Here is a 26773-nt window from a genome sequence, read left to right on the forward strand (position 1 = left end):
GGTGCGTTCACCCCTCGTCTGCCGGCTACGGACCGGGGTGGCGTGGCGGGATCTGCCTGATTCCTTCGGTCTGCGGTAGACGATCTGGAGCGCCACGAGCGGTTCGGCACCGACGGCACCTGGGACAAGACCCACGCCCGGCTGTCCTGGCCGTCAAGTGTGTCGGCCCAGGCCGTCCGCGCACCCGCGTTCGACGCATCGATCTACAAGGGGTGCAACGTCGTCGAGCGATCACACGCTCCAGACCCGCGGCGTGGTTGGCGGTTTGATGGCGCCAGGGCCCCACCACACCGCCAACCATCCCGCTCCGCCCGTTCAGTGCTGGATCAGCCCGCCGACCGGGACCGGGTCGACGTGGCCGGTGGGTGGGACGATCCGGGCCAGCGCCAGCCCGACGTCGACGAGCGACGACCGGCGCCGGGTCGCGACCTCGGGGATCGGCGTCCACACCGATTCGGGGACGTCGCCGTTCGGCTCGGGCCGCGGCTCGCCGCCGGTGATGCGGACCCGGTAGAAGACGCCGACGTTCTGGTGCTCGATCCCGCGTACGGCCTCGGCGGCCGGGATGACCCGCGAGTCGACGCCGAGCAGCCGCTCGACCACGGCGTCGTAGCCGGTCTCCTCGGCGACCTCGCGGATCACGGCGTCGAACGGATCCTCGCCCTGCTCGACGCCGCCGCCCGGGAGCGTCCAGTGGGGCGTGGTGGGCGACGACGGCGCGTGCCGGGCGAGCAGCACCTTCCCGTCGTCGACGCACACCGCGTAGGCGGCCAGCCGGCGGCTCATCGGCCGAGGTCGCGGGAGAGGGCGGCCAGCCGGTCGAGGCGGGCGGCGAGCGGCGGGTGGCTGGCCATCATGCGGTCGAGCAGCCGGGAGAACGCGTCGGTGCCGGTGTCCTCGGCGTCCTTCGGCAGCGCGGCGATCGTCATCGAGGCCATCGTCCGCAGGTCGCGCAGGTCGCGCAGGTCGTTTGCCGGGATGGCCGGGCCGCCGGCCTCCAGGGCGGTGAGAGCGGCCGCCAGGGCGGCCGGCTGGCCGGCGAGCTCGGCCGCGCCACGGTCGGCGGCCAGTTCGCGGTAGCGGCCCAGCCGGGCGATGATCCCCGCCGCCGGCAGCGCGAGGATCAGCATCGGCGGCAGCAGCACCAGCCCGAAGCCGAGGAGCAGCAGGAAGACGGCCGCCCGCGCCAGCACCAGCAGCGGCAGGACGGCCGCCGCCAGCGGCAGCGGCACGTCCTGGCGGGGCGGCGGCATCGGGAAGTCGTCGTCCTCGGTGGCCGGCTTCCACGCCCGCCCGCACCAGCGCGCCGCCCGGCACAGCGGCACCTCCAGCGCCATGATCGGCGCCAGGACCGCCATCGGGGCCAGCGCCAGCGACGTCGACAGCGCCAGCGCGACGGTCATGGCGGCGGCGTCGCGGTGGGCGATGTGGGCCAGCTCGTGCGCCAGCACCGCGTCGAGCCGCTCGTCGTCGGAGCGGTCGAGCAGTCCGCGGGTGACGGCGACGGTCGGCATGCGGCCGGGCAGCCGCAGCGCGATCGCGTTCGGCCAGGCCACGTCGATGACCTTGAGCTTCGGCCGGTCCATGGCGGCCAGCGCGCAGAGCCGGTCGACGGCGGCGAGAAGGCGGTGGTCGGCGATGGGGTCGGGGTCGGCCACCGGCAGCCGGCGCGGCAGCACCGTCCCGCCCTCGATGGCGTAGACGAGGGCGCCGCCGGCCAGCGGGGCGAACAGCGCGAGCCACCACGGCCAGCCGGCCAGCCACTGGACCAGCAGCCCGAGCAGCGTCGCGTACCCGAACGCGAGCAGCAGGACCAGCAGCCAGGTCTCGGCGATGCGCAACGTCAGCCTGGTGTCCGGCGGGAAGCCCGTGCCGGCCATGGGAACCTCCGGGGGTCGAACGGACCGTGACGGCACATCATGCCGAACCCGCTGGGTCGATTGGGCGAACGTCACCGTCGTGGCGGGACCGGCGGGGTCCATAAGCTCGGCGCGTGCGGGTGCTGATCGCGCTGGGTGGCAACGCCATGACGTCGCCGGACGGGCGGGCTCGGCCGGGCGACCAGATCGCCGCGGTCACCGTCGCCATGGAGCCGGTCGCCGACCTCGTGGCCGCCGGCTACGACGTCGTGCTGACCCACGGCAACGGGCCGCAGGTGGGGAACCTGCTGGTCAAGAACGAACTCGCGGCCGCCGTCGTGCCGCCGGTGCCGCTGGACTGGTGCGGTGCGCAGACACAGGGGACCATCGGCTTCATCGTCATCGACGCGCTGGAGCGCGCGCTGACCGACCGCGGGGTGCGCCGCCGGGTCGCGGCCGTCGTCACTCGGACGCTGGTCGACGCCGCCGATCCCGGCTTCGCCCGGCCGACCAAGCCGATCGGCCGGTACCTGCCGCGCGACGAGGCGGCGGTGCTGATCGACCACGGCGAGACCTGGGAGGACCGCGGCGAGCGCGGCTGGCGGCGGGTCGTCGCCAGCCCGGAGCCGCTGGAGGTGCTGGACGCTCCCGCCGCGACCGCTCTGCTCGCCGCCGGGTTCGTCGTCGTGGCGAACGGGGGCGGCGGGATCCCCGTCGTGCGCGAGCCCGACGGGTCGGTCCGCGGGGTCGAGGCGGTCATCGACAAGGACCTGGGCGCTGCGCTGCTCGGCCGGGCGCTCGGCGCGGAGACGCTGGTCATCGCGACCGACGTCGACGGCGCGGTGCTCGGCTTCGGCACGCCGCACGAGCGCGCCGTCGGCACCGTCGACGTCGCCACCCTGCGCGGGTACGCCGTGGAGGGGCACTTCGCGTCCGGGAGCATGGGTCCGAAGGTGGAGGCGGCCTGCCGTTTCGTCGAGCAGGGCGGCCGGCGCGCCGTCATCACCACCCTCACTCGAATCGCCGACGCCGTCCGCGCGGATACGGGTGGTGCCGGGACGACCGTACTGCCAGCAGACATCACACGAGAGGTGGCCGGGCATGCCTGAGCCGATCGAGGTCCGCAAAGTGCCGATCACGCACGTCAGTGACGCCTCCGGGCTCGCCGAGCTGATCGACTCCGGAGTCATGGAGGCCGACCGCGTCATCGCCGTCGTCGGGAAGACCGAGGGCAACGGCGGGGTCAACGACTACACGCGGATCATCGCCGACCGCGCCTTCCGCGAGGTGCTGGTCGACCGCGGCACGCGCACGCCCGAGGAGGTCAAGCAGATCCCGATCGTGTGGTCCGGCGGCACCGACGGCGTGCTCAGCCCGCACGCGACGGTGTTCGCGACGCTCCCGGCCGAATCCGCGGAGGCCACGGACGAGCCGCGGCTGTCTGTCGGCTTCGCGATGAGCGAGGCGATCCTGCCCGAGGAGATCGGCCGCCGCGGCATGATCGAGAAGGTCGCCGCGGCCGTCCGGGTCGGTATGGGACGAGCCGGCATCACGGACCCCGCCGACGTCCACTACGTGCAGACGAAGACGCCGCTGCTGACGATCCATACGATCCGCGACGCCAAGGCGCGCGGCAAGTCGGTGTGGACGGAGAACACGCACGAGTCGATGGACCTGTCCAACGGCGCGACGGGGCTCGGCGTCGCCGTCGCGCTGGGCGAGATCGCCATGCCTGACGACGACGCCGTTCTGCACGACCGGTCGCTGTACTCGTCCGTCGCGTCCTGCTCGTCCGGTGTCGAGTTGGACCGCGCGCAGGTGGTCGTGGTCGGCAACGTGCGCGGCGTGGGCGGGCGGTTCCGCATCGGGCACTCCGTCATGCGCGACGCGATCGACGCCGACGGCATCTGGGCCGCCATCCGCGACGCCGGGCTGAAGCTGCCGGACCGCCCGCACCCGGACGACCTCGACGACCGGCTGGTCAACGTGTTCCTCAAATGCGAGGTCAGCGAGGACGGCGTCGTGCGCGGCCGCCGCAACGCCATGCTGGACGACTCCGACGTGCACTGGCACCGCCAGATCAAGGCCGCCGTCGGCGGCGTCACGGCGTCGGTGACCGGCGACCCGGCGGCGTTCGTGTCGGTGTCGGCCGCCCACCAGGGCCCCGACGGCGGTGGCCCGGTCGCCGCCATCGTCGACCTCGCCGAATGACGCCCCACCCGCCTCGGCGGCACCTCACTCCCGTGCGGACCGGACGACCTCCGGCGACCTGGGCAGCCTGGTCGCCGGGCGGGTGAGGTGCGCGCCGGCCTGGATCGTGAGTTCGCCGCACGAGGACCCCGGTAGAGACACCACACGTCCCTCGATCCGTGGGGAGGGCGGTTCGGCGACCTCGTCGACCTCGGCGAGCCGTACGCCGCGGGACCGATAGGCTCGGCGACCATGCGTGTGCTGTTCGCCGGTACCCCTGATGTCGCCGTCCCGTCGCTGCGGGCGGTGCTTGGGTCGCGGCACGAAGTGATCGCCGTCCTGACCCGTCCCGACGCGCCGGCGGGACGGGGCCGGAAGCTGACCCCGTCGCCGGTGGCGGAGGTGGCGGCCGAGGCCGGCGTCGAGGTGCTGAAGCCGCTCAAGCCGCGCGATCCGGAGTTCCTCGAGCGGCTGGGCGAGCTGGCGCCCGACTGCGCGCCGATCGTCGCGTATGGCGGGCTGATCCCGAAGTCGGCGCTGGACGTGCCGAAGCACGGCTGGGTGAACCTGCACTTCTCGCTGCTGCCCGCCTGGCGGGGCGCGGCTCCGGTGCAGCACGCCGTGCTGGCCGGCGACGACATCACGGGCGCCTGCACGTTCCAGCTGGAGGAGGGCCTCGACACCGGGCCCGTGTACGGCCTGGTCACCGAGGAGGTGCGACCCACCGACACCAGCGGCGACCTGCTGCACCGGCTGTCGCTGTCCGGCGCCGACCTGCTGGTGCGCACGCTCGACGGCATCGACGACGGCTCGCTGCAGCCGCAGCCGCAGCCGGCCGACGGCGTCTCGCTGGCGCCGAAGCTCACCGTCGAGGACGCGCGGGTCGACTGGACGACGCCGGCCATGCGCGTCGACCGGGTGGTCCGCGGCTGCACGCCGGCGCCCGGTGCCTGGACGACGTTCCGGGGCGAGCGGCTGAAGCTGCGCCCCGTTCAGCTGGAGCGGGGCCGCGACGGCCTGGCGCCCGGCGAGGTCGTCGTCGAGAAGTCCGGCGTCCGGGTCGGCACCGGCAGCCACGCCGTCGTGCTCGGCGAGGTGCAGCCGCAGGGCAAGAAGGCGATGCCGGCGGCCGACTGGGCCCGCGGTGTCCGGCCGGAGCCGGGGGAGCGGCTCGGCGCGTGAAGGGCGACTCCTCCCGCGAGGCCGCGTTCGAGGTCCTGCGCGCGGTCTCGGGCGACGACGCTTACGCCAACCTCGCCATGCCCGCGGCCCTGCGCCGGCACGAGTTGCGGGGCCGCGACGCCGCGCTGGCGACGGAGCTGGCGTACGGCGCGCTGCGCGGCCAGGGCACCTACGACGCGATCATCGCGGCGTGCGTGACCCGCCCGCTGGACGGCCTCGATCCGCCCCTGCTGGACGCGCTGCGGCTCGGTGCCCACCAGCTGCTGGCGACCCGCGTCCCGGCGCACGCGGCGGTGTCGACCAGCGTGAACCTGGTCCGGAGACACGTCAACGAGGGCGCGGCCCGCATGGCCAACGCGGTGCTGCGGCGGGTCGGCGAGCGCGACCTCGCCGGCTGGACGGCCGAGCTGGCGCCGTCGCGCGACGCGGACCAGACCGGCCACCTGGCCTTTCGGTACGCACACCCGACGTGGATCGTCCGGGCGCTGCGCGACGCCCTGGGCGGCGACGACGCGGAGCTGGAGGCGGCGCTGCGGGCCGACAACGAGCCGGCCGAGGTGACGCTGGCGGCGCGGCCCGGCCGGAGCACCGTCGAGGAGCTGGTCGAGGCCGGCGCCCGCCCGGCCCGCTGGTCGCCGTACGCCGCCGTCGTCGAGTCCGGGTCGCCCGGGCGGCTGGCCGCCGTCCGCGAGGGCCGCGCCGGTGTGCAGGACGAGGGCAGCCAACTGGTCGCGCTCGCACTGGCCGCGGCTCCGGTCGAACCGCCGGACGAGCGCTGGCTGGACCTGTGCGCCGGTCCCGGCGGCAAGGCGGCCCTGCTGGCCGGCCTGCTGACGCGGCACGGCGGCCGGCTGCTCGCCGTCGAACAGCACGAGCACCGCGCCCGGCTGGTCGCACAGGCGCTGGCCGGCGACCTCGGCGAGCACGAGGTGCTGGTCGGCGACGCCACGCGGCCGAGCTGGCCCGAGGCCGACTTCGACCGCGTGCTGCTCGACGCGCCGTGCACCGGGCTCGGCGCCCTGCGGCGGCGGCCCGAGGCGCGCTGGCGTCGCAGCCCGGCCGACGTCGCGGCCCTGCGGCGGCTGCAGGCCGAGCTGCTGCGCTCGGCGCTGTGGTCGGTCCGGCCCGGCGGGCTGGTCGCCTACGTCACCTGCTCGCCGCACCTGGCCGAGACGGTGACGGTCGTCGACGAGGTTCTGGCCGGCCGCGACGACGTCGAGCGGGTCGACGCGCGGCCGTACCTGCCCGGCGTCCCCGATCTCGGTGACGGGCCGGACGTCCAGCTGTGGCCGCACCGGCACGGCACCGACGCGATGTACCTGGCGCTGCTGCGCCGGACGGAGTGAGATGACCACCGTGACCTACCGCTACGACCTGGCCGCCGACGGCGACGCCGCGGCCATCGCGGAGCTGCACGCGCGGAGCTGGCAGGCCTCCTACCGCGGCATCCTGCCCGACGCATTCCTCGACGGCGACGTGGTGGCCGAGCGCACGGAGAAGTGGACGGCCCGGTTCGCCGACCGCGCCGGCACGCTCACCGTCGTCGCTCGCGACGACGCCGGCCGGCTGGCCGGGTTCGCGCACTCCGTCCTCGACGACGACGCCGCATGGGGCACGCTGCTCGACAACCTGCACGTCCGCCCCGACCTCAAAGGGCAGGGAGTCGGCCGCCGCCTGGTCGCCGAGACCGCGGCCCGGCTGGGCGTCGTCGCGCCCGGCCGGGGCCTGTACCTCTGGGTGATCGAGGCCAACGAGCCGGCCCGCCGCTTCTACGCGGCCGCGGGCGGCGAGGAGGCCGGCCGCGACGTCTGGGACGAGTACGGCGTCGATGTGCCGATCGTGCGGATGAGCTGGCGGTCGCTGGACGCGCTGGCGGGAGCGGGCCGGTGAGCGCGCCCCGGGACGAGCCACTGAGCTGGCCGGTCGTCGCCTCGACCACCGAGTTCGAGGGCCGGGTCATCGGTGTGCGCAGCGACACCGTGCGCTCGCCCGTCGACGGCAGCGAGTTCGTCCGCGACGTCGTCGTGCACCCGGGCGCGGTCGCCGTCGTCGCCGTCGACGATCGCGACCAAGTGCTGGTCGTGCGGCAGTACCGGCACCCCGTCGGGCTGCGGCCCGTGGAGCTGCCGGCCGGGCTGCGCGACGTCGACGGCGAGCCACCGCACGAGGCGGCCGCCCGCGAGCTCTACGAGGAGGGGCACGTGCGGGCCGCCGACTGGCGGGTGCTGGTCGACCTGCTCGTCTCGCCGGGCATGACGAACGAGGCGCTGCGGGTGTTCCTCGCCCGCGGCGTCGAGACGCTGCCCGACGACGCCCGGTTCGCCGGCGAGCACGAGGAGGCCGACCTCGGGGTCGCCTGGGTGCCGCTGGACGATCTCGTCGCGGCCGCCCTGGCCGGTGACGTGCAGAACGCCACGCTGGTCGCCGGCGTGCTGGCCGCCAAGGCGGCCCGCGACGGCGCGGGCTACGACGCGTTGCGCCCGGTCAGCGCGCCCTGGCCCTCGGGTGACAGGTCAGGGGAGAGGTCAGCCGGGTAGTCCAGCCCCAGCCGGTCCAGCTCGGCCCGGACCAGGGCGCCGACGGCGGCGGTGTCACCCGCGCGCCACCCGGCCACCAGCCCGCCGCCGATCCGCGGCAGCCGCACCGCCGCCAGCGCCCGCGCCGACAGCAGGTCGTCGCGGTCGGGGAAGGCCAGGACGGCGCGGGCGTCGGAGGCCTGCCGGTACCAGATCACCCGCGGCCGCACCCACACGTACGCCGCCGCGGCCAGCGCCAGCACGATCACGACCAGCCCGATGACGTCGCCGGCCCGCTCGATCGACGCCGCCGTGCTCGCGCCGGACGCGCTCATGCGGCCCGCGGCGTCGGCGGCCCGCTGCAGCGACTCCGACAGCGCGTCGCCGACCAGCGGCACTCGGGCGATCGACTCGGCGGTGTCGGCGAGGGCGGCGGCCAGCGCCCCGGCGGTGGACTCGACGAACGTGGCCGGGCGGGTGCGGGACCGGATCGAGTGCCGGATGGCCAGCCCGGCGACGATCATCCCGGCACACCACAAGGGGCCGAGCACGTCGGCGACGATCTGTTGTCTCCGCCGTTGGGGGCGGTCGGCGTAGAAGCGCATGGCAGTGGTCTACCGCAGCAGGGCCCATGAATGTCGTTGGTCACTTGTCATGACAGCACCGAGACGGCATGACACGAGTCGATTTAGACTCGCCCCGCCGTCCACAGGGGGTGGCGGCCCGACAGCGTCGTCGGGAGTACCGAGAGGGTGGGGCCAGTGCTCGTCGGCATACCAACCGAGGTCAAGAACAACGAATACCGCGTGGCCATCACGCCGGCCGGTGTACACGAGTTCGTCCGCAACGGCCACGACGTGCTGGTCCAGGCCGGTGCCGGCGACGGCTCGTCGGTCCGCGACGAGGAGTACGTCCGCGCGGGCGCCCGCGTCGCCCCGGACGCCGACTCCGTCTGGGCGGCCGCCGACCTGGTGCTGAAGGTCAAGGAGCCGGTCGCCGAGGAGTACCACCGCATGCGCCGCGACCAGGTGCTGTTCACCTACCTGCACCTCGCCGCGTCGCAGGAGTGCACGCAGGCGCTGCTCGACTCCGGCACCACGGCCATCGCCTACGAGACGGTCGAGACGGCCGACGGCCACCTGCCGCTGCTGGCGCCGATGAGCGAGGTCGCCGGGCGCATGGCGACGCAGGTCGGCGCGCACGTGCTGGAGCGGGCACAGGGCGGCCGGGGCATCCTGCTCGGCGGCGTGCCCGGTGTGAAGTCGGCGAAGGTGGTCGTCGTCGGCGCCGGGATGGCCGGCATGAACGCCGCGGTCATCGCCATGGGCATGCAGGCCGACGTCTGGGTGCTGGACAAGAACGTCGCCCGGCTGCGCGACGTCGAGGAGCTGTACGGCGGCAAGGCACAGACCATCGCGTCGAACCTGTTCGAGATCGAGACCGCGGTCGTCGACGCCGACCTCGTCATCGGCGCGGTGCTGGTGCCCGGCGCGAAGGCACCGAAGCTGGTCTCCGACGACCTCGTGGCGCGCATGCGCCCGGGCAGCGTGCTGGTCGACATCGCCATCGACCAGGGCGGCTGCTTCGAGAGCTCGCGGCCCACCACACACGACGACCCGACCTTCCGCGTGCACGAGTCGATCTTCTACTGTGTCGCCAACATGCCGGGCGCGGTGCCGCACACCTCGACGTACGCGCTGACCAACGTCACGCTGCCGTACGCCGTCGAGCTGGCCAACCGGGGCTGGCGCCACGCCGCGCGGGCCGACGCGGCGCTGGCGAAGGGCGTCAACGTGCACGACGGCGCTATCGTCTACGAGCCGGTCGCCGAGGCGCACGGCCTGCCGTCCGTCCCGCTGGAGAAGGTCCTGCACTAGAACCGCGGGCCGGCCCCAGCACCAGCAGCATCCACGGGAGCCGCCACCGATGGACACCACCGAGTCCGCGCTGGAACGTGCCGTCCGCGGCTACCTCGACCACCTCGCCGTCGAGCGCGGGCTGGCCGCCAACACCCTCGCCTCCTACCGGCGCGACCTGCGGCGCTACACCGAGTTCCTGCGCGATCGCGGCCGCGACGCCCCGGACAAGGTCGAGGAGGAGGACGTCACGGCGTTCCTGCGCAGCCTGCGCGAGGGCGACGAGGGCCGGGTCGCGCTGGGCGCCAGCTCGGCGGCCCGCACCGTCGTCGCCGTCCGCGGGCTGCACCGGTTCCTGCACCGCGAAGGGCTGTCCGACGGTGACCCGGCCGGCGCGGTCCGCCCGCCGACGCCGCCACGGCGGTTGCCGAAGGCGATCCCGCTGGCCCAGGTCGAGCGGCTCCTGGACGCGGCGTCGGTCGGCGAGGGCCCGCGGGTGCTGCGTGACCGCGCGCTGCTGGAGGTGCTCTACGGCTGTGGCGCCCGCATCTCCGAGGCGGTCGGCCTGGACCGCGACGACCTCGACGCCGAGTCCGGGACGGTGCTGCTGCGCGGCAAGGGCGGCAAGGACCGCGTCGTCCCGCTGGGCAGCTACGCCTGGGAGGCCGTCGACGCCTACCTGGTACGGGCCCGGCCCGCGCTGGTCGGCACCGGACGAGACACGCCTTCTCGTCGAGGGCCGGACATGCCTGGCCGGGGGGCACATGCTCTCTTTCTCAACGCCCGCGGCGGACGGCTGTCGCGGCAGAGCGCGTGGTCGGTGCTGCGGACGGCGGCCGCGCGGGCCGGGCTGTCGACGACGGTCACCCCGCACACGCTGCGGCACTCGTTCGCCACGCACCTGCTCGAGGGCGGCGCGGACGTCCGGGTGGTCCAGGAACTCCTCGGGCACGCCTCGGTCACGACCACTCAGGTGTACACGCTGGTGACCGTCGACCAGCTCCGCGAGGTCTATGTGGCGGCGCACCCGCGCGCCCGCAGCTCCGCGCCGCCGTCGCGAGGTAGGCTCCGGTCCCAGGACGAAGCGTAGAAGGCCACACAAACGACCATCGAGGAGCTCTGAACGACGTGGCACCCTCGAAGCCGGACGCCGCGGGCGTGCTGCCGTTCGACACCGAGCCTGAGCTCGATCTCGGACCCACGCGCCGTCCCCCGGTCGACTTCCCGAAGCCCAAGCGGCTGGACCACCACGGCCCGGCGCGCATCGTCGCCATGTGCAACCAGAAGGGCGGCGTCGGCAAGACCACCACCACCATCAACCTGGGTGCCGCGCTGGCCGACTACGGCCGCCGGGTGCTGCTGGTCGACTTCGACCCCCAGGGCGCGCTGTCGGTCGGCCTCGGGCTCGACGCTCACGACCTCGAGCTGTCGATCTACAACGTCCTGATGGACCCGTCGCTGCGGGCCGGCGACATCGTGCAGAAGACGCCGATCGACGGCATGGACCTCCTGCCGGCCAACATCGACCTCTCCGCGGCCGAGATCCAGCTGGTCACCGAGGTCGGCCGCGAGCAGGCGCTCGGCCGCATCCTCAAGCCGCTGGCCGGCGAGTACGACCTCATGCTGATCGACTGCCAGCCCTCTCTCGGCCTGCTGACCGTCAACGCGCTCACCGCCGCCGACGGCGTCATCGTGCCGCTGGAGTGCGAGTACTTCGCGCTGCGCGGTGTGGCGCTGCTGCAGGAGACCATCGAGAAGGTCCGCGACCGCCTCAACCCGCAGCTCGAGATCGAGGGCCTGCTGGCCACCATGTACGACTCCCGCACGGTGCACGGCCGCGAGGTGCTGTCGCGACTGGTCGAGGCGTTCGGCGACAAGGTCTTCCACACCGTCATCGGCCGCACGGTCCGGTTCCCCGAGACCACCGTCGCCGGCCTGCCGATCACCAGCTTCGCCCCGTCCTCACGCGGCGCGTCGGCCTACCGCCAGCTGGCCCGCGAGGTCCTGGCGCGCTGGGAGCCGGCCCGGCCGTGACCGACGCCCCCACCCTGCTGATCGAGCCGGAGCAGGACGAGAGCTCGAAGTTCGAGGTGCACCTCGCGAACTTCGAAGGGCCGTTCGACCTGCTGCTCACGCTCATCGCCAAGCACAAGCTCGACGTCACCGAGGTGGCGTTGTCGCAGGTCACCGACGAGTTCATCGCCTACATCAAGGTGTCGGACTGGGACCTCGACGAGACCAGCGAGTTTCTGGTCGTCGCCGCCACGCTGCTCGACCTCAAGGCGGCCCGGCTGCTGCCCAGCGGCGAGGTCGAGGACGAGGACGACCTCGCGCTGCTCGAGGCGCGCGACCTGCTGTTCGCCCGGCTGCTGCAGTACAAGGCGTACAAGGAGGTCGCCGGCGTGCTGGCGGCCCGGTTCGCCGCCGAGGCGCTGCGCTTCCCGCGCGCCGTCGGGCTGGAGGAGCGGTACGCGTCGCTACTGCCGGAGGTGGTCGTCGGGCTGGGGCCCGAGGAGCTGGCCATGCTGGCGGCCAAGGTGCTCACGCCCAAGCCGCCGCCGCTGGTCGGCCTGACCCACCTGCATCAGCCGCGGGTCAGCGTCCGCGAGGAGGCGCTGGTCGTCGTCGATCGGCTGCGTCGTTCTCGCATCCTGACCTTCCGCACCCTGGCGGCCGACTGCCCCACGACGCTGCACGTCGTCGCCCGCTTCCTGTCGCTGCTGGAGCTGTACCGCGAGAAGGCGGTCGCGTTCGAGCAGGTCGTCGCGCTGGGCGAGCTGACGGTGCGGTGGACCGGCGACGACGACGAGGACGTCGCGGTGAGCGACGAGTTCGACGCATCGGATGAGGAGAGGACCGTTGACGCAGCCGACGCTGACTGACGACGAGCCCGGCCTGCGTGCGGCCGTCGAGGCGATCCTGCTGGTCGTCGACGAACCCATCGACGTCGTCACGCTCGCGCAGGTGCTGGAGCGCCCGCGCGGCGAGATCACCGACGTGCTCGAGGTGCTGCGCGACGAGTACGCCCGGCCCGGCCGCGGCTTCGAGCTGCGCGAGATCGGTGGCGGCTGGCGGTTCTACACGCACGCGTCCTGCGCGTCCGTCGTCGAGCGGTTCGTCCTCGACGGCCAGCAGGCCAAGCTGACCCAGGCGGCGCTCGAGACGCTCGCCGTCGTCGCCTACCGGCAGCCGGTCAGCCGGGCCCGGGTGTCGGCCGTCCGCGGCGTCAACTGCGACGGCGTCATGCGCACGCTCACCGCCCGCGGACTGGTCGCCGACGCCGGGGTCGACCCGGAGTCCGGCGCGATCCTGTACCGCACCACGTCATACTTCCTGGAGCGCCTCGGCATGGCCTCGATCGACGAGCTGCCGCCGCTGGCGCCCTACCTGCCCGACGCCGACGCCATCGAGGAACGTGACACCGAGAATGCCTGACGACGCCGAAGGTGTCCGACTCCAGAAGGTCCTCGCCTCCGCCGGGGTGGGCAGCCGCCGGGCCAGCGAGGCGCTGATCGCGGCCGGCCGGGTCGAGGTCGACGGCAAGGTCGTGCGCACGCTCGGCACCCGGGTCGACCCCGCGACCGCCGTCATCAAGGTCGACGGCTCGCGCATCACCACCACCGAGGCCGGCCAGGTCTACCTCGCGCTGAACAAGCCGGTCGGCGTCGTCAGCACGATGAACGACCCCGAGGGCCGGCCCGACCTCACCGGCTACGTCCGCGGCCGCCGCGAGCGGCTGTTCCACGTCGGCCGGCTCGACGCCGACACCGAGGGCCTCATCCTGCTGACCAACGACGGCGAGCTGGCACACCGCCTCGCGCACCCCTCGTACGAGGTGCTGAAGACCTACGTCGCCGAGGTGCCCGGGCCGGTAGCACCCGTCCTCGGCCGCGAGCTGCGCGCCGGCATCGAACTCGACGACGGCCCGGTGCGGGTCGACTCCTTCCGGGTGGTCGGCCGCTCCGGCACCCGCGTCATGGTCGAGGTCGTGCTGCACGAGGGCCGCAAACACGTCGTCCGCCGGCTGCTCGAGGCCGTCGGCCACCCGGTGAAGCGACTGGTCCGCACACACATCGGTCCGGTGGCGATGGGCGACCTGCGGCCCGGCAACACCCGCGTCCTGACGAAGGCCGAGATCGCCGCGCTGTACCACGACGTCGGTCTGTAGTCCGGGCCGGTGACGCCGTCACCCGCCCCCGGCGGGTACCTTGCTGTCCTGTGACTGTACGCGCGATACGGGGGGCCACCCAGCTCGACGCCGACGACGCCGAGCACCTGCTGGAGCGGACCGCCGAGCTGATGACCACGGTGCTCGACCGCAACGAGCTGACGCCCGACGACGTCATCAGCATCTTCCTCACCGCCACGCCGGACCTGCGCTCGGCGTTCCCGGCCGTCGCCGTCCGCCGGCTGGGCATCACCGACGTGCCGATGATGTGCGCCCAGGAGATCGGCGTCGCCGGCGCGCTGCCGCGGGTGGTGCGGCTGATGGCGCACATCGAGACCACGAAGCCGCGCTCGCAGATCCGGCACGTCTACCTGCACGGCACGACGGTGCTGCGCGACGACCTCGCGGACCGGTGATGGACCCGTTCGAGGGTCGCGGCGTCCTCGTCGTCGGTACCGGGCTGGTCGGGACGTCGGCCGGGCTGGCGCTGACCCGCGCGGGCGTCGACGTGCGGCTGGCCGACGCGAAGCCGGAGGTCCTCGCCGAGGCGGTCCGGCTGGGCGCCGGACGCCCGGAGGGCGACGCCCCGGGCGAGCCGGCCGCGCTGGCCCTCGTCGCCGTCCCGCCGGAGGCCGTCGCGGCGGTCGTGGGCGAGGTGCTGGAGACCGGCCGGGCCGAGTACGCCACCGACGTCGCCAGTGTGAAGGTGCTGCCGACGACGCAGGTGCGCGAGCGGGTCGCCGACCCGGGCCGCTACGTCGGCAGCCACCCGATGGCCGGCCGCGAGATCAGCGGGCCCAACGCGGCGCTCGCCGACCTGTTCGAGGGCCGCCCGTGGGTGATCTGCCCCGACGACGGCACCCACCAGCAGGCGGTCACGCGCGCGCTCGCGGTCGCCCGGCTGGTCCGCGCCGTCCCGATGACGATGACGGCGGCCGAGCACGACGCGGCCGTCGCGCTGGTGTCGCACACGCCGCACGTGGTCGCCGCGTTGATGGCCGGGCGCCTCTCCGGTGCGACGGGCCACGAGGTGCGCCTCGCGGGTCCGGGCGTCACCGACGTCACCCGCATCGCGAGCGGTGACCCGGAGCTGTGGACCGAGATCCTGACGGCCAACGCGGCCGCCGTCCGTCCCGTCCTCGAGGGGCTGCGCGCCGACCTGGACCGCCTCATGGCGGCGCTGGAGTCGCCGCCGGCCGGCCAGCCGGTGTTGCGCGAGCTGCTGCGCGACGGCGTCGACGGCCGGTCCCGGCTGCCCGGCAAGCACGGCGCCGCGCACACCGAGTTCGTCACCGTCATCGTCGCCGTCGACGACCGGCCCGGCCAGCTGGCCCGGCTGTTCGCCGACGCCGGGGCCGCCGGCGTGAACGTCGAGGACGTCCGCATCGAGCACGCCGCCGGTCAGCCGCTCGGCCTGGTCGAACTGGACGTCCGGCCCGGCGCCGAGGACGAGCTCGCGTCGTCGTTGCGCGAACGCGGCTGGACGATCCGCGGGTGAGCGCGCCGGCCGGTAATCTTCTGGACGTGCCCGATACCCCTGCTGACGTCAGCATCACCGATCTCGTCGTCGCCATCGACGGCCCGTCCGGTTCCGGGAAGTCCACGGTCGCCCGCCGGGTCGCGGCGGCGCTCGGCCTGCGCTATCTCGACACCGGCGCGATGTACCGGGCGGTCACCTGGTGGGCGCTGGAGCAGGGGGCCGACCTCGCCGACACCGAGCGGGTGGCGCAACTGGCGCGCGACCTGCCGCTGGAGCAGGGGCTCGACCCCGCCGCACCGACGGTGACGGTCGGCGGCACCGACATCGCGGCCGCCATCCGCACCAGCCGCATCTCGGCCGCCGTCAGCGCCGTCGCCACCAACCTGGGCGTCCGCGCCGAGCTGGTGGCCCAGCAGCAGGCCGTGGCCCGGGCAGGCGGCGTCGTCATCGAGGGCCGCGACATCACCACCGTCGTCGCGCCCGACGCGCCGGTGCGCGTGCTGCTGACCGCCGACGAGCAGGTGCGGCTGTCGCGCCGCGCCCTCGAGGTCCACGGCAGCGACGACGCCGCCGCCGTCGACGCCACCCGCGACCAGGTGGTGCGCCGCGACGCCGACGACTCCACCGTCTCCAGCTTCCACGAGGCAGCCGACGGCGTCGACGTCGTCGACTCCTCGCTGCTGTCGCTGGACGAGACCGTCGCCGCCGTGCTCAAGCTGGTGGAGGCCCGCACGGGGGTGCGGACGTGAGCGAGGCGCCGCGGCCGCCGACGCCCGTGGGCGCCGTCTTCGGCAAGTTCGCCGCCGCCACCCTGGCCCGATTGCTCTACCGGGTCACGATCACCGGCCGCGAGAACGTGCCGCGCACCGGCCCGGTCATCCTGGCGCCCAACCACACCAGTTTCCTCGACGCGCCGCTGCTCATGGGCACCTGCCCGCGCCCGGTGCACACACTGGCCAAGAAAGAGCTGTTCAAGGGCCCGCTCGGCTGGCTGCTGCACGCCGTCGGGCAGATCCCGCTGGACCGCGACGATCCCAGCCGCGGCATGATCAAGGCGGGCACCGGCGTGCTCGACGTCGGCCGGGTGCTCGTCGTCTTCCCCGAGGGCACCCGCGGCGCCGGCGACTTCGCCGAGCTGCGCACCGGGCTGGCCTGGTTCGCGCTGCGCTCCGGCGCGCCGGTCGTTCCGGTCGTCTTTGCGGGAACAGCCGGCCGAGGACGTACATTGGGTGGGATGCCCGGCCTGCGGTCCCGGGTCGAGGTCGTCTTCGGTCGCCCGGTCACGCTGCCGGCGGGCGGCGGGCGCACACGCTCGGCCCTCGACGCGGCGACCGAACAGCTGCGCGAAGCCCTGGTGGCTCATCGCGAGGCCGTGGCGTCCCGAACCGAGGAGCACAAGTGACTGAGCAGTTCCCGGCGGAGGCCCTCGAGGCCGACGTCGAGGTGAGCGACGCCTACACCCCTGTGGTGGCCGTCGTCGGCCGGCCCAATGTCGGCAAATCGACCCTGGTCAACCGCATCCTCGGCCGCCGCGAGGCGGTCGTCGAGGACGTACCGGGGGTCACCCGCGACCGCGTCGCCTACGACGCCGCGTGGGCCGGGCGCTCGTTCACGCTGCTCGACACCGGCGGCTGGGACCCCGAGGCCAAGGGCATGGCGGCGCGCATCACGGCGCAGGCCGAGGTCGGCATGGTGGCCGCCGACGTCGTCATGTTCGTCGTCGACTCCACCGTCGGGGCCACCGACACCGACGAAGCGGTCGCGAAGCTGCTGCGCCGGTCCGGCAAGCCGATCATCCTGGTGGCCAACAAGGTCGACGGCTCCAGCGGCGAGGCCGACGCCACGGCGCTGTGGAACCTCGCGCTGGGCGAGCCGTTCCCGGTGTCGGCGCTGCACGGCCGGGGGAGCGGCGACCTGCTCGACGCCGTCGTCGCCGCGCTGCCCGAGGCGCCGCCCGAGTCGTTCGACGGCCTCGAGGGCGGCCCGCGCCGGGTCGCGCTGGTCGGCAAGCCCAACGTCGGCAAGTCCAGCCTGCTGAACAAGCTGGCCGGCGAGGACCGCGTCGTCGTCGACTCCGTCGCCGGCACCACCGTCGACCCGATCGACGAGCTGATCGAGCTGGGCGAGCGCGAGTGGCGGTTCATCGACACCGCCGGTATCCGCCGCCGCGTGCACGAGGCGTCCGGCGCGGAGTACTTCGCGTCGCTGCGCACCGCGTCGGCGCTGGAACGCGCCGAGGTCGCCGTCGTGCTCATCGACGCCAGCGAGCCGCTGGCCGAACAGGACCTGCGCATCATCTCGATGGTCGTCGACGCCGGCCGGGCGCTGGTGCTGGCGTTCAACAAGTGGGACCTGCTCGACGACGAGCGCCGCGATGTGCTGGAGCGCGAGATCGACCGGCAGCTCGACCGCGTCGCGTGGGCACCCCGGGTGAACGTCTCCGCCCGCACCGGCTGGCACGTCGACCGCATGGTCCGGGCGCTCGACACCGCGCTGGAGGGCTGGGAGCAGCGCATTCCGACCGGCAGGCTGAACTCGTTCCTCGGTCAGCTGGTCGCGGCGCACCCGCACCCGGTGCGCGGCGGCAAGCAGCCGCGCATCATGTTCGCCACCCAGGCCGACACCCGGCCGCCGCGGTTCGTGCTGTTCACCACCGGGTTTCTCGAGCCGTCGTACCGCCGGTTCGTGGAGCGGCGGCTGCGCGAGGAGTTCGGCTTCGAGGGCACGCCCCTGGACATCGCGATGAAGATCCGAGAGAAGCGCTCCCGGTCATGATGCCGCGGCCGGACACCATCACCCCGATGATGGCGTCGCTGTCACCGCAGCTTCCGGCCGACGACGGCGGCTGGGGCTTCGAGGTGAAGTGGGACGGTGTCCGGACCATCGCCTACGTCGAGGACGGCCGCATCCGGCTGTCCAGCCGCACTCTGCGCGACGTCACCCGGGTCTACCCGGACGTGCACGGCGTCGCGGCCGCGCTGGGTGGTCGCAACGCCGTGCTCGACGGCGAGGTCGTCGCGTTCGACGACACCGGGCGGCCCAGCTTCGAGAAGCTGCAGTCGCGGATGAACGTCGAGGTCTCCGGGCTGTCCGACCCGCTGGTCACGGGCGCGCCGGCGGTCTACGTCCTGTTCGACCTGCTCCACGTCGACGACCGCTCGCTGCTGAACGCCCCGTACGAGGTGCGGCGCGCCGAGCTCGACGCGCTGCTGCCGGCCGGCGGGCCGGGGTGGACGGTGCCGGCCTACGTCCCCGGCGACGGTGCGGCCATGCTGGCCGCCACGAAGGCGCAGCGGCTCGAGGGGGTCATCGCGAAGCGGCTGACCAGCCGCTACCTGCCCGGCAAGCGCGGCCGCGACTGGCTGAAGGTGAAGAACGTCGACCGCCAGGAGGTCGTCATCGGCGGCTGGCTGCCCGGTGAGGGCGGCCTGACCGGCACGCTGGGCGCCCTCGCCGTGGGTGTCTACGACGACGGCGGCGACCTGCGCTATGCGGGCCGGGTCGGCACCGGGCTGACGCTGGCCGAGCGGCACCGGCTGGCCGGACTGCTGGCACCGCTGACCACTGACACCAGCCCGTTCGTCGGCGCTCAGCCCGACAAGCCGGGCTGCGTGTTCGTCCGGCCGGAGCTGGTCTGCGAGGTCGCGTTCGCCGAGTGGACCGCCATCGGAACGCTGCGCCACCCCGCGTACAAGGGGCTGCGGCACGACAAGCCGCCGCGCGACGTCGTCCGGGAGATCGCCGGCCGCCGCGGCTGATCAGCCCCCGGTCGCCGCGATGTCGGTCACGTCGGTGAGGCTGCCGTCCGCGAGGTGGCCGGCGACCGACCCGGGCAGCAGGTAGGCGGACCCGCCGCCGGGCTGGTCGTGCCAGGGGACCGTCTGCCCGGCGAGAACGCGCAGCTCGCGTTGTACGCGATAGCGCCGGGGTCCCTGGTGCTCCCGCTCCGGCCGCAGCGACATGGCGGTGAACCCCGTGCCGGCGGCGAACGTCAGGTTGCCGCCGTCGGCGCCGTGGCGGACCAGCTCGCGGCCCGGCATCAGGACCGCGATGTGCTTCTCGGCGAGCAGCGTCAGCGGCGGCTCGCCGGGCAGTGGCTGGATCGGCCAGTCGTTGAGGGCCTGCGCCGTGTTGCGGTCCGGCCCGCCACCCCGCAGGCTCGACGGGATGATCGTCAGGCTGCCCAGGAGGAACGCGCCCGCGTCCCACAGCTGGGCGAACCGCTTGGGGCCGCGCGGCTCGCCGCGCTCGTAGTCGGCGACCTGCCATTCGTCGCCGACCCGCTCGAGGCAGGTGGCGCCCTCGGCGGAGCCGAGGATCCGGTAGGCCTCGGGGATCGCGCCCGCCTCGCTCACACGCTGCTCGATGATCGCGAGGACACGGTGGTCACGCTCGGAGAGCGGCGGCGCCGCCGGGAGCTCACCCGTGAGCGCGAGGTAGGCGGCCTCCCTGGTCTCCTGATCGAGCTGCGGAAGGGCGAAGTCGTGGCGCCGGACGTGCTCGACGAGGTCCGGCTCCGGTGCGATCGCGTGCTTCGCGAGATAGTGCGGCACCGACGCCGTCCAGATCCACACCCCGTCCGTGTGGTAGCCCGACGGCACGTCCTGCGCGCCGTCCGGGTCGAACACGTCGGGATCGAAGCCGCGGCCGCTCACGATCACCGGGGCGGTGTTCAGGTAGTCGAGCAGCCGCTGCCGCTCGCCATCGGGGACGGCGGGCCGGTCGGCCACGGGCCGGCCGTCGCCGTTCCGGCGGTCGAAGATGCGCGCACGCCGGAACCGTCCCGCCACCTCGGCCACCCGCCGCGCGTTCGGGAGCGCGGTCGTCATCCAGTCCGGGACGTGGTCGGCCGTCCTCGGGTACAGCTCGAGCTCGTCGAGCACCTCCCAGCGCGACGGCTCCCGGTGCCAGCGGGTCTCGTTCCGATAGTCGATCGAGAGCTTGATCGGGTACTCGACGACGGTGCTGGCCGCCGCCCACGTGCCGGCGCCCTCGGCGTACATGCCGGCCCGCAGCCGCCGGAAGTACGGCGTCAGCTCCGGCGGCGCGTCCCACTCCCGCAGTTGCCCGTCGATCCCGAGGACGTGTCCGACCAGCTCCTCGTGGTGGCCCACCGCGTTGTACATGACGCGGAGCTGGTCGCGGTCGGCGGGTGCCCGCACGACGAGCAGGTCGGCGATCTTCCGGTGCAGGGCGCGCTGTTCCTCGATGCCGATGCGCGCCGAGCCGGTCGGCTGACCCGGTGCCTCCGGCCGCGGCACCTCGGCCGGGACCGGCGGGTCCCACAGCGGGTCGTGGTCGTAGTTGTAGAAGACCTGGAACGCGCTCGGCGGGTCGATCGTGTAGCGGGCCGACAGCCAGGCGCCGCGCTGCTCGTCGTCCATCACCTGGCGCAGTTCCACGAACGCCGCGGTCAGGTGTTCCGGCGGCGCGACCCGGGCGTCGGAGAAATCGGACCTGATCACGGTGAGGCCGAGGTCCTGCACGCCCTCGGCGATCTTCGCGATCAGGTCCATCCGGCGCCACCCCGGCGGGGCGGCGTCCAGCAGTGCGCCGCCGATCTGTTGCAGCAGTTCGCCGTAGCGCTGCTGCCGGGCGTCCATGGTGCCTGGTTCGGACATGTCTCGTGGTCTCCGGTGGGGTCGGGTCGTCAGGACGTGAGGGACTGCCAGGGCACGCGGTGGCGCAGGTCGGTCATCAGGTCCGCCAGCGACATGGCGCCGTCGGGCGTGAGCGGCCCCGGCACCACCGCCATCAGCTCCGCCGGTTCGAACACGATGATCGCGGCCGTGGCGCGCGGATCGGACACCAGCCAGCTCGTCAGCGGCGGGCGCAGCACGAGCCGGGCGAAGTCCGGGGTGTCGGTGCTGACGTGGAAGACCTCGTCGAACCGTGGATCTCCGACCTCGGTGTCCCGGCGGAGCACGGTGGCCCACGACAGCCGCTGCGGGGCCAGCCGCAACGGGGGACCGGCCACCGGGCGTGGAACCAGCACCACCGTGTACTCCGGGGTGCGGGTGGAGACCTCGAAGGTGATCGCGTGCTGACGTGGTGGCGGACGACGCACCTGGAACGCCTGGAACGGCACGTCGCGCAGGGTTCCGTCGAGGTGGAAGTCCAGGTAGATGAGCGGATCGCCGACGATGTCGTTGATGCTGGGCGCCCTGGCCGGCAGATTCGGCTCGGAGCGCCCGAACCGCATGCCGTTGCGGGCGGCGAAGTCGGCCATCACCGCGGCGGTCCCTTCCAGCTTCTGCCGCTTGCGCACCCTGATCGGGATCAGGATGGCCAGCGCGACCAGGAACGCGGCGAGGACCAGCAGCAGAGCGATCCCTCCGGGACTCATCCGCGGTCCTCGACTCGGCCGCCCGCGTATTCGTCGACGTCCAGTTCCGCCCGGGTGGCGCGGAGGAAGTCCACCGTCCGCGCGTCGACGTGCCAGCCCAGCAGCTGGTGTTGTCCGGCGAGCTTCGTCAGGCCGCCGATCGGTGGGGGCACCTCTTCCTCCTCACCGTCCGGATGGTCGAAGATCCGGACGACCTGCAGCGTACTGACGGACGGCCAGTCGTCGAGCGTACGCAGCTCGGTCACCAGCTCGCCGATGCGGTCGGCGTGCTCGTCCAGCCGATCGACGACCCGGCGCAGCTGCTCGTCCACGGTGCGGCCGGGCTCGCGGCAGACGACGCGCCACCGGTGCGCGGCGGGCCGGGGCGGCTCGGCCCGCCGGCTGCCGCGGGTCGTCACCTCGTCCGGCTCGATGCCCAGCCGCGTCGTGATCTCGGCCGCCGGCATCCGCGTCGAGGCCAGAGCGAAGTAGACGTACTGGTGGACGCGCACCCCCGACACCCTAGAGCGAGGCCGGCGGAGATCGGGGTTCGCGGCGTGGACGCGCGGGGTGTGTCGCGCTGCTGGTCGCTGCCGGCCGCCGCTAGGCCTGCCCGGCAGGGACCCGGAGGCGGACGTCGCGGCGGTCGGCCTCCGGCGCGGCGAACGCCAGCAGCCGTGCGGCCTCGGCCTCCAGCTCGGCCTCCTGCTCGTCGCTGAGCGGGCGCAGCAGGTCGGTGGTGAGGACGGCGCCGTTGTCGTCGTCGTGGGTCATGGTCCAGAAGCCGCCGACCTCGCCGTCGATCAGCACGGCCGCCTCCCAGCCCACCCGCGCCGCCGCGTCGGGGCCGACCAGGCGGCCGCGGTCGGCGTAGGCGAGCACGACGTTGTCGACGAGGGCGAGCAGCCGGATCGGCGCGGGCGTGTCCGGATCGGGGCGGGGCGCGTCGGGGAGGTCGAACAGTTCCTCGCCCTGCTCCCCGGTGAACGTCACCAGCTCCGGCCGCATCGCCTCGACGACCTCGCGCAGCCGGGTCAGCCCGCTCCACGCCTGGACGTCCTTGACGGTGGCCGGTCCGAACGCGGCGAGGTAACGGCGGACCAGCGTGCTCGGCGGGACGCCGGGGGACAGCGGCCGGCCGAGCCAGGTCTGGGCCAACGCGACGTGCGCCGGGCCGTGCCGGTGCCACAGGCCGTCCGGCGGCGGGTGCACGACCGGGAGCAGCCCCTGCACCGAGCGGGCCAGCGCCGTCGAGTTGTGCTCGGGCCAGCGGGCGGCCAGCGCCCGGCTCAGCCGTGGTCGCGTGAGCCGGCCGTCGTCGAGCAGCCGCTCCGCGACCTCGGCCAGCTCCTCCACGTCGACGCCGTCGAGGGCCTTGCCCCAGGCGCCGCGTTGCCAGCGCTCCAGCATCGGCTGCAGCAGCGGCCGCAGCCACAGGTAGTCGTCGGTGGCGACGAGGTGCAGCGTGCCGCGGAACAGCGTCGCCCGGACGACGCTGCGGTCGAGCTGCAGCGTGGTCAGCTGCCCGACGGTGAACGCGTCGATGCGGTTCCACAGCATGACGTACGGCGGGTCGGCGTCCTGGCCCTGCAGCCCCATCAGATCGCGGACGACGTCCAGCGCCCGCCGGTCGGTGCGGCCGAGCAGGTGCTGCCGGGCGAGGGTCGCCCGGTTCAGCCGCCGCCCGTCGAGTCGCTGGTGCATGTCAGCACCGTAGGCCCGAATGAGGCCGTCCGGTGCCGGCGACGATGTCCCACCTCGAACCGTGACACGGCTCAGGCCTTTCGGGAGTACTGGTGGCCGGTGGGGCTGTGCCATCGGGTGGTGCCGCCGGGCTCTCGGCGGACGGTCCGGTGGCCGCGGTGTTCTGAGCAGGTGGTGTCTCGCAGAGCGCCTGGCAGTTGGCTCGGCTGGTGGCAGCCAGGGGCGCGGCAGGTGCGGTCGCGGGCGGTGCTGAAGCCGGCCAGTGCTTTGGCCGGCCAGGTAGGTGGCGCGGCTCCAGCCGCACGCGGTCGAAGGTGTCCGGATGCACCCCACCAGCCGCCCCGCCACCGGGTCGACACCCGGCGACGCGACAGCGTGTAGCGCTTCTTCGAACATGCAGCTGATCTTACTTCGCCCCATCGTCAAGATCAACTCGACCGAGGCCGGCCGGGATAAACCAGTTGCCCGCCACCGTGCCCGCGTGCTCGACTGACCTCACCGATCAGCGAGAAGGGAGAGCGCCATGCGGCGAGCTTTCGGGTCCACCCCAGTGACTCCATTCGTCCGAGCAGAGGACTCGAAGCTCATTGCGTACGCTCAACCTGGGAATCCTCGCGCATGTCGACGCCGGTAAGACCAGTCTGACCGAGCGGCTGCTGTACGCCGCCGGGGTCATCGACGAGGTCGGCAGCGTCGACGCCGGGAGCACTCAGACCGACTCCCTCGCGCTGGAACGCCAGCGCGGCATCACCATCAAGTCCGCCGTCGTCGCGTTCACCGTCGGCGACACCGCGGTCAACCTCATCGACACGCCCGGCCACCCCGACTTCATCGCCGAGGTCGAACGGGTGCTCAGCGTGCTCGACGGCGCCGTGCTGGTCGTGTCGGCGGTCGAGGGGGTGCAGGCGCAGACGCGGGTGCTGATGCGCACGCTGCGGCGGCTGCGCATCCCCACGCTGATCTTCGTCAACAAGCTGGACCGCGCCGGCGCCGACCTGGACGGCGTCACCGGGCAGATCGCGGCGCGGCTCACCCCGCACATCGTCACGCTGGGCACGGCCGTGCGGCAGGGCGGCAGGGACGCCGCGTTCCGCCCGTTCACGGCGGCCGACGACGGGTTCGGCGCCCGGCTGGCCGACGTCCTCGCCGACGGCGACGACGCGCTGCTCGCCGACTACGTCGAGAATCCGGCCGGCGTGACGCACCGGCGGCTGTTGCGGTCGCTGGCCCGGCAGGCGCGGCGGGCCGACGTCCATCCGGTCTTCGCCGGCTCGGCCATCACCGGCGCCGGCGTCGCCGAGCTGACGGCCGGCATCGTGCGGCTGCTGCCGTCGACCCCGTCACCGGACGGCGCGGGCGACGGTGGCGGCGACAGCGGTGGTGGCGACGTCAGCGACCTCAGGGCCCACGACGGCAGGCACGACGCCGGGCCCGCGTCGGGCACCGTCTTCAAGGTGGAGCGCGGCCCGGCGGGGGAGAAGATCGCCTACGTCCGCATGGTCGCCGGCACGCTGCGCGTCCGCGACAAGCTGGCCGCCGGCAAGGTCACGGCGCTCAGCGTCTTCGACGGCGGCGGCGCCCGGCCGCGCCCGGACGTCACAGCCGGGCGGATCGCCAAGGTCTGGGGCCTCGGTGGGGTGCGGGTCGGCGACACGCTCGGCGACGCCGCCGGCGGCGAGGGGAAGCACCACTTCGCCCCGCCCACACTGGAGACCGTCGTGGTGCCGCGCCGGGCCCGCGAGCGGGGCGCGCTTCACGCGGCGCTGGCCCAGCTGGCCGAGCAGGACCCGCTGATCGACCTGCGCCAGGACGACCTGCGGCAGGAGGTGTCGGTGTCGCTCTACGGCGAGGTGCAGAAAGAGGTGCTGCAGGCCACGTTGGCCGGCGAGTACGGCATCGACGTCGGCTTCCGCGAGTCCACCACCATCTGCGTCGAGCGGGTCGTCGGCAGCGGCGAGTCGGTCGAGCTGATCCAGCAGGACGGCAACCCGTTCCTCGCCGGCGTCGGGCTGCGGGTCGAGGCGGCGAGGTGGCGGTCCGGGGTGACGTTCGAGCTCGAGATCGAACTGGGGTCGCTGCCGCCGGCGTTCCTGCGGGCCATCGACGAGACCGTCCGCGAGTCGCTGCGGCAGGGGCTGCACGGGTGGGACGTGCCGGATTGCCGGGTGACGCTGATCCGGTCGCAGTACTGGCCGCGGCAGAGCCATTCGCACGCGACGTTCGACAAGAGCATGTCGAGCACCGCCGGCGACTTCCGGCTGCTGACGCCGCTGGTGCTGATGTCGGCGCTGGCGCGGGCCGGGACGCAGGTCCAGGAACCGATCCACCGGTTCGAGCTGGAACTGCCCGCCGACTGCCTCGGTCAGGTGCTCCCGGCGCTGGCCCGGTTGCGGGCGGTGCCCGGCACGCCGTCGCCGTCGGCGTCGGGCTACCAACTCGACGGCGACCTTCCGGCGGCGCACGCGCACGAGCTGCAGCAGCAGCTTCCCGGCCTGACCCGTGGCGAGGGCGTCCTGGAGACCCGGTTCGACCGCTACCAGCCGGTCGCCGGTCCGCCGCCGGAGCGTCCGCGCACCGACCACGACCCGATCCACCGCGACGAGTACCTGCTGCACGTCGTCCGCCGGGTGTGAACCGCTCACCCGGCGGACGGGATCGTCTCCAGGTCGCTGAGCAGCAGCTCGCGGTCCTCGTCCGTCGTGATGTCGGTGCTGGCCAGTCGCGCCTGTGCGACGTGCCGGCGGGCCTCCTCGTGGTCGCCGGCGACGGCGTGCGCGCGGGCCAGGGCCTCATAGGCGAAGGCGAGATCCCAGTCGCCGATGCCGTGCTCCTGACACGTCGAGAGCACCAACCGGGCGTGGAACAGCGCCGGCTCGGCCCGCCCGACGACGCAGTAGACCCGTGAGCACAGCCAGTGACTGCGCGCGACGTGGTTCGGCGTGCCGATCTGGAGCCAGTGGTAGGCCGAGGCGTGCGCCTGGTGGATCATCGCGACGTCGTCGGCGGGGGAGCGGTCCTCCAGCTCCATCAGCCGCCAGGTGTCGTTGAACAGGTCGGCGCCGAGCCGGCGGTGCAGCTCCGGGTCGGCCGCGGGTGCGGTGGGTGCGCTCATGGTCCAGTCCTCGTCCGTCAGCGCGTGGTCGATGGTGTGCAGGATCCCGCGGAGCCGGGTGACCCGCGCGTCGATGCGACGGCGGTGCTCGGCCAGCGTCGACCGGAACGCGTCGCGGTCGCCGGCCAGCGCCAGCAGCCGGCGGACCTCCTCCAACGGCAGTTCGAGCGCGCGCAGCCGGCGCACCAGCCGCACCTGCTCGACCTGCCCGGGCAGGTACCACCGGTACCCGGTCATGGGATCGACGTCGGCCGGCCGGAGCACCCCGAGACGGTCATAGTGCCGCAACGTCTTCGGGGTGACCCCGGCCAGCCGGGCCACCTGCCCGATGGACAGCCGCCGTGCGTCCTCCACGTCCGGAACGCTAGGCCCTGCCCCACG

Annotated in this window: 27 protein-coding genes; 19 read left to right on the top strand and 8 right to left on the bottom strand. The window is 73.8% G+C overall.

Translation table 11 applies throughout. The features are described from left to right. Window positions 1-315: 315 nt before the first annotated feature. Window positions 316-786: an NUDIX hydrolase gene (locus tag DZA62_RS20500; protein ID WP_116950774.1), complete on the bottom strand. Its 471-nt coding sequence runs from the start codon at window positions 784-786 to the stop codon at window positions 316-318. Beyond that, a complete protein-coding gene (locus DZA62_RS20505) occupies window positions 783-1880 on the bottom strand; it encodes a M48 family metalloprotease (protein ID WP_198664007.1) in 1098 nt (365 codons plus the stop codon). The genes DZA62_RS20500 and DZA62_RS20505 overlap by 4 nt, the downstream gene beginning before the upstream one ends. Window positions 1881-1993: 113 nt before the next feature. Here DZA62_RS20505 and DZA62_RS20510 point away from each other — a divergent pair, with 113 nt between their 5' ends. The 6 genes from DZA62_RS20510 to DZA62_RS20535 all read left to right on the top strand — a co-directional run bounded on the left by DZA62_RS20510 (window position 1994) and on the right by DZA62_RS20535 (window position 7768). After that, window positions 1994-2968, top strand: coding sequence for a carbamate kinase (locus DZA62_RS20510; protein WP_116950778.1), 975 nt, complete (start codon window positions 1994-1996; stop codon window positions 2966-2968). Next, entirely contained in the window at window positions 2961-4070 is a 1110-nt protein-coding gene (bar, locus tag DZA62_RS20515) for a barbiturase (protein WP_116950780.1), read from the top strand. The genes DZA62_RS20510 and bar overlap by 8 nt, the downstream gene beginning before the upstream one ends. A 231-nt stretch (window positions 4071-4301) precedes the next feature. Then, window positions 4302-5231, top strand: a complete 930-nt coding sequence (fmt, locus tag DZA62_RS20520; RefSeq protein WP_116950781.1) for a methionyl-tRNA formyltransferase — start codon at window positions 4302-4304, stop codon at window positions 5229-5231. Next, window positions 5228-6577 carry an RsmB/NOP family class I SAM-dependent RNA methyltransferase gene (locus tag DZA62_RS20525; RefSeq protein ID WP_232827549.1) on the top strand — a complete coding sequence of 450 codons (1350 nt, stop codon included), beginning with the start codon at window positions 5228-5230 and terminating at the stop codon, window positions 6575-6577. Before fmt ends, DZA62_RS20525 begins: the two co-directional genes overlap by 4 nt. 1 nt (window position 6578) lies before the next feature. Further along, on the top strand, window positions 6579-7121 hold the full coding sequence (locus DZA62_RS20530) for a GNAT family N-acetyltransferase (protein WP_116950783.1): 543 nt from the start codon (window positions 6579-6581) through the stop codon (window positions 7119-7121). Continuing rightward, entirely contained in the window at window positions 7118-7768 is a 651-nt protein-coding gene (locus tag DZA62_RS20535; RefSeq protein ID WP_116950785.1) for an NUDIX domain-containing protein, read from the top strand. The genes DZA62_RS20530 and DZA62_RS20535 overlap by 4 nt, the downstream gene beginning before the upstream one ends. Here the strand turns inward: DZA62_RS20535 and DZA62_RS20540 are convergent. Next, complete coding sequence (locus DZA62_RS20540) at window positions 7696-8352, bottom strand: hypothetical protein (RefSeq protein WP_116950787.1); 657 nt, start codon at window positions 8350-8352, stop codon at window positions 7696-7698. The genes DZA62_RS20535 and DZA62_RS20540 overlap by 73 nt on opposite strands. Before the next feature lie 156 nt (window positions 8353-8508). Here DZA62_RS20540 and ald point away from each other — a divergent pair, with 156 nt between their 5' ends. Genes ald through ligD form a run of 12 tightly spaced genes read left to right on the top strand, consistent with a single transcriptional unit; the run spans window position 8509 to window position 19009 of the window. After that, the gene (gene ald / locus DZA62_RS20545; RefSeq protein WP_116950788.1) at window positions 8509-9624 is read left to right on the top strand and encodes an alanine dehydrogenase; all 1116 of its coding nucleotides are present in this window, start codon (window positions 8509-8511) and stop codon (window positions 9622-9624) included. Between the two features lie 49 nt (window positions 9625-9673). Further along, complete coding sequence (locus DZA62_RS20550; protein WP_116950789.1) at window positions 9674-10693, top strand: site-specific tyrosine recombinase XerD; 1020 nt, start codon at window positions 9674-9676, stop codon at window positions 10691-10693. A gap of 29 nt (window positions 10694-10722) precedes the next feature. Beyond that, the gene (locus DZA62_RS20555) at window positions 10723-11637 is read left to right on the top strand and encodes a ParA family protein (RefSeq protein WP_408619278.1); all 915 of its coding nucleotides are present in this window, start codon (window positions 10723-10725) and stop codon (window positions 11635-11637) included. Then, window positions 11634-12485 carry a segregation and condensation protein A gene (locus DZA62_RS20560; RefSeq protein ID WP_198664008.1) on the top strand — a complete coding sequence of 284 codons (852 nt, stop codon included), beginning with the start codon at window positions 11634-11636 and terminating at the stop codon, window positions 12483-12485. The genes DZA62_RS20555 and DZA62_RS20560 overlap by 4 nt, the downstream gene beginning before the upstream one ends. Beyond that, window positions 12463-13038: an SMC-Scp complex subunit ScpB gene (gene scpB / locus DZA62_RS20565; RefSeq protein WP_232827551.1), complete on the top strand. Its 576-nt coding sequence runs from the start codon at window positions 12463-12465 to the stop codon at window positions 13036-13038. Before DZA62_RS20560 ends, scpB begins: the two co-directional genes overlap by 23 nt. Then, window positions 13031-13771, top strand: a complete 741-nt coding sequence (locus DZA62_RS20570) for a pseudouridine synthase (protein ID WP_116950791.1) — start codon at window positions 13031-13033, stop codon at window positions 13769-13771. The genes scpB and DZA62_RS20570 overlap by 8 nt, the downstream gene beginning before the upstream one ends. A gap of 50 nt (window positions 13772-13821) precedes the next feature. Then, window positions 13822-14187, top strand: coding sequence for a chorismate mutase (aroH, locus tag DZA62_RS20575; protein WP_116950792.1), 366 nt, complete (start codon window positions 13822-13824; stop codon window positions 14185-14187). Next, window positions 14187-15269 (top strand): prephenate dehydrogenase, encoded by a 1083-nt coding sequence (locus DZA62_RS20580; protein ID WP_116950793.1) that lies wholly within the window; start codon window positions 14187-14189, stop codon window positions 15267-15269. The genes aroH and DZA62_RS20580 overlap by 1 nt, the downstream gene beginning before the upstream one ends. Window positions 15270-15295: 26 nt before the next feature. Then, window positions 15296-16000, top strand: coding sequence for a (d)CMP kinase (cmk, locus tag DZA62_RS20585; RefSeq protein ID WP_198664009.1), 705 nt, complete (start codon window positions 15296-15298; stop codon window positions 15998-16000). After that, complete coding sequence (locus tag DZA62_RS20590) at window positions 15997-16653, top strand: lysophospholipid acyltransferase family protein (protein WP_116950794.1); 657 nt, start codon at window positions 15997-15999, stop codon at window positions 16651-16653. Before cmk ends, DZA62_RS20590 begins: the two co-directional genes overlap by 4 nt. Next, complete coding sequence (gene der / locus DZA62_RS20595; RefSeq protein WP_116950795.1) at window positions 16650-18026, top strand: ribosome biogenesis GTPase Der; 1377 nt, start codon at window positions 16650-16652, stop codon at window positions 18024-18026. The genes DZA62_RS20590 and der overlap by 4 nt, the downstream gene beginning before the upstream one ends. Beyond that, entirely contained in the window at window positions 18023-19009 is a 987-nt protein-coding gene (ligD, locus tag DZA62_RS20600; RefSeq protein WP_198664010.1) for a non-homologous end-joining DNA ligase, read from the top strand. The genes der and ligD overlap by 4 nt, the downstream gene beginning before the upstream one ends. Here ligD and DZA62_RS20605 read toward each other — a convergent pair whose 3' ends face one another. The 4 genes from DZA62_RS20605 to DZA62_RS20620 all read right to left on the bottom strand — a co-directional run bounded on the left by DZA62_RS20605 (window position 19010) and on the right by DZA62_RS20620 (window position 23280). Continuing rightward, complete coding sequence (locus tag DZA62_RS20605) at window positions 19010-20872, bottom strand: TNT domain-containing protein (RefSeq protein WP_116950796.1); 1863 nt, start codon at window positions 20870-20872, stop codon at window positions 19010-19012. 29 nt (window positions 20873-20901) lie between these two features. Continuing rightward, entirely contained in the window at window positions 20902-21597 is a 696-nt protein-coding gene (locus DZA62_RS20610; RefSeq protein WP_116950797.1) for a hypothetical protein, read from the bottom strand. Continuing rightward, window positions 21594-22088: a DUF4279 domain-containing protein gene (locus DZA62_RS20615; protein ID WP_116950798.1), complete on the bottom strand. Its 495-nt coding sequence runs from the start codon at window positions 22086-22088 to the stop codon at window positions 21594-21596. The genes DZA62_RS20610 and DZA62_RS20615 overlap by 4 nt, the downstream gene beginning before the upstream one ends. Window positions 22089-22179: 91 nt before the next feature. Further along, window positions 22180-23280, bottom strand: a complete 1101-nt coding sequence (locus DZA62_RS20620) for a winged helix DNA-binding domain-containing protein (protein ID WP_116950799.1) — start codon at window positions 23278-23280, stop codon at window positions 22180-22182. Window positions 23281-23867: 587 nt separating this feature from the next. Between DZA62_RS20620 and DZA62_RS20625 the strand changes: the two genes are divergently transcribed. After that, on the top strand, window positions 23868-25913 hold the full coding sequence (locus tag DZA62_RS20625) for a GTP-binding protein (protein WP_116950800.1): 2046 nt from the start codon (window positions 23868-23870) through the stop codon (window positions 25911-25913). A 5-nt stretch (window positions 25914-25918) separates the two neighbouring features. On the opposite strand, the gene DZA62_RS20630 is transcribed toward DZA62_RS20625, so the two are convergent. Next, the gene (locus DZA62_RS20630) at window positions 25919-26746 is read right to left on the bottom strand and encodes a MerR family transcriptional regulator (RefSeq protein ID WP_116950801.1); all 828 of its coding nucleotides are present in this window, start codon (window positions 26744-26746) and stop codon (window positions 25919-25921) included. Window positions 26747-26773: the final 27 nt, after the last annotated feature.

This window comes from Jiangella endophytica (assembly GCF_003427025.1).
GTDB lineage: Bacteria > Actinomycetota > Actinomycetes > Jiangellales > Jiangellaceae > Jiangella > Jiangella endophytica.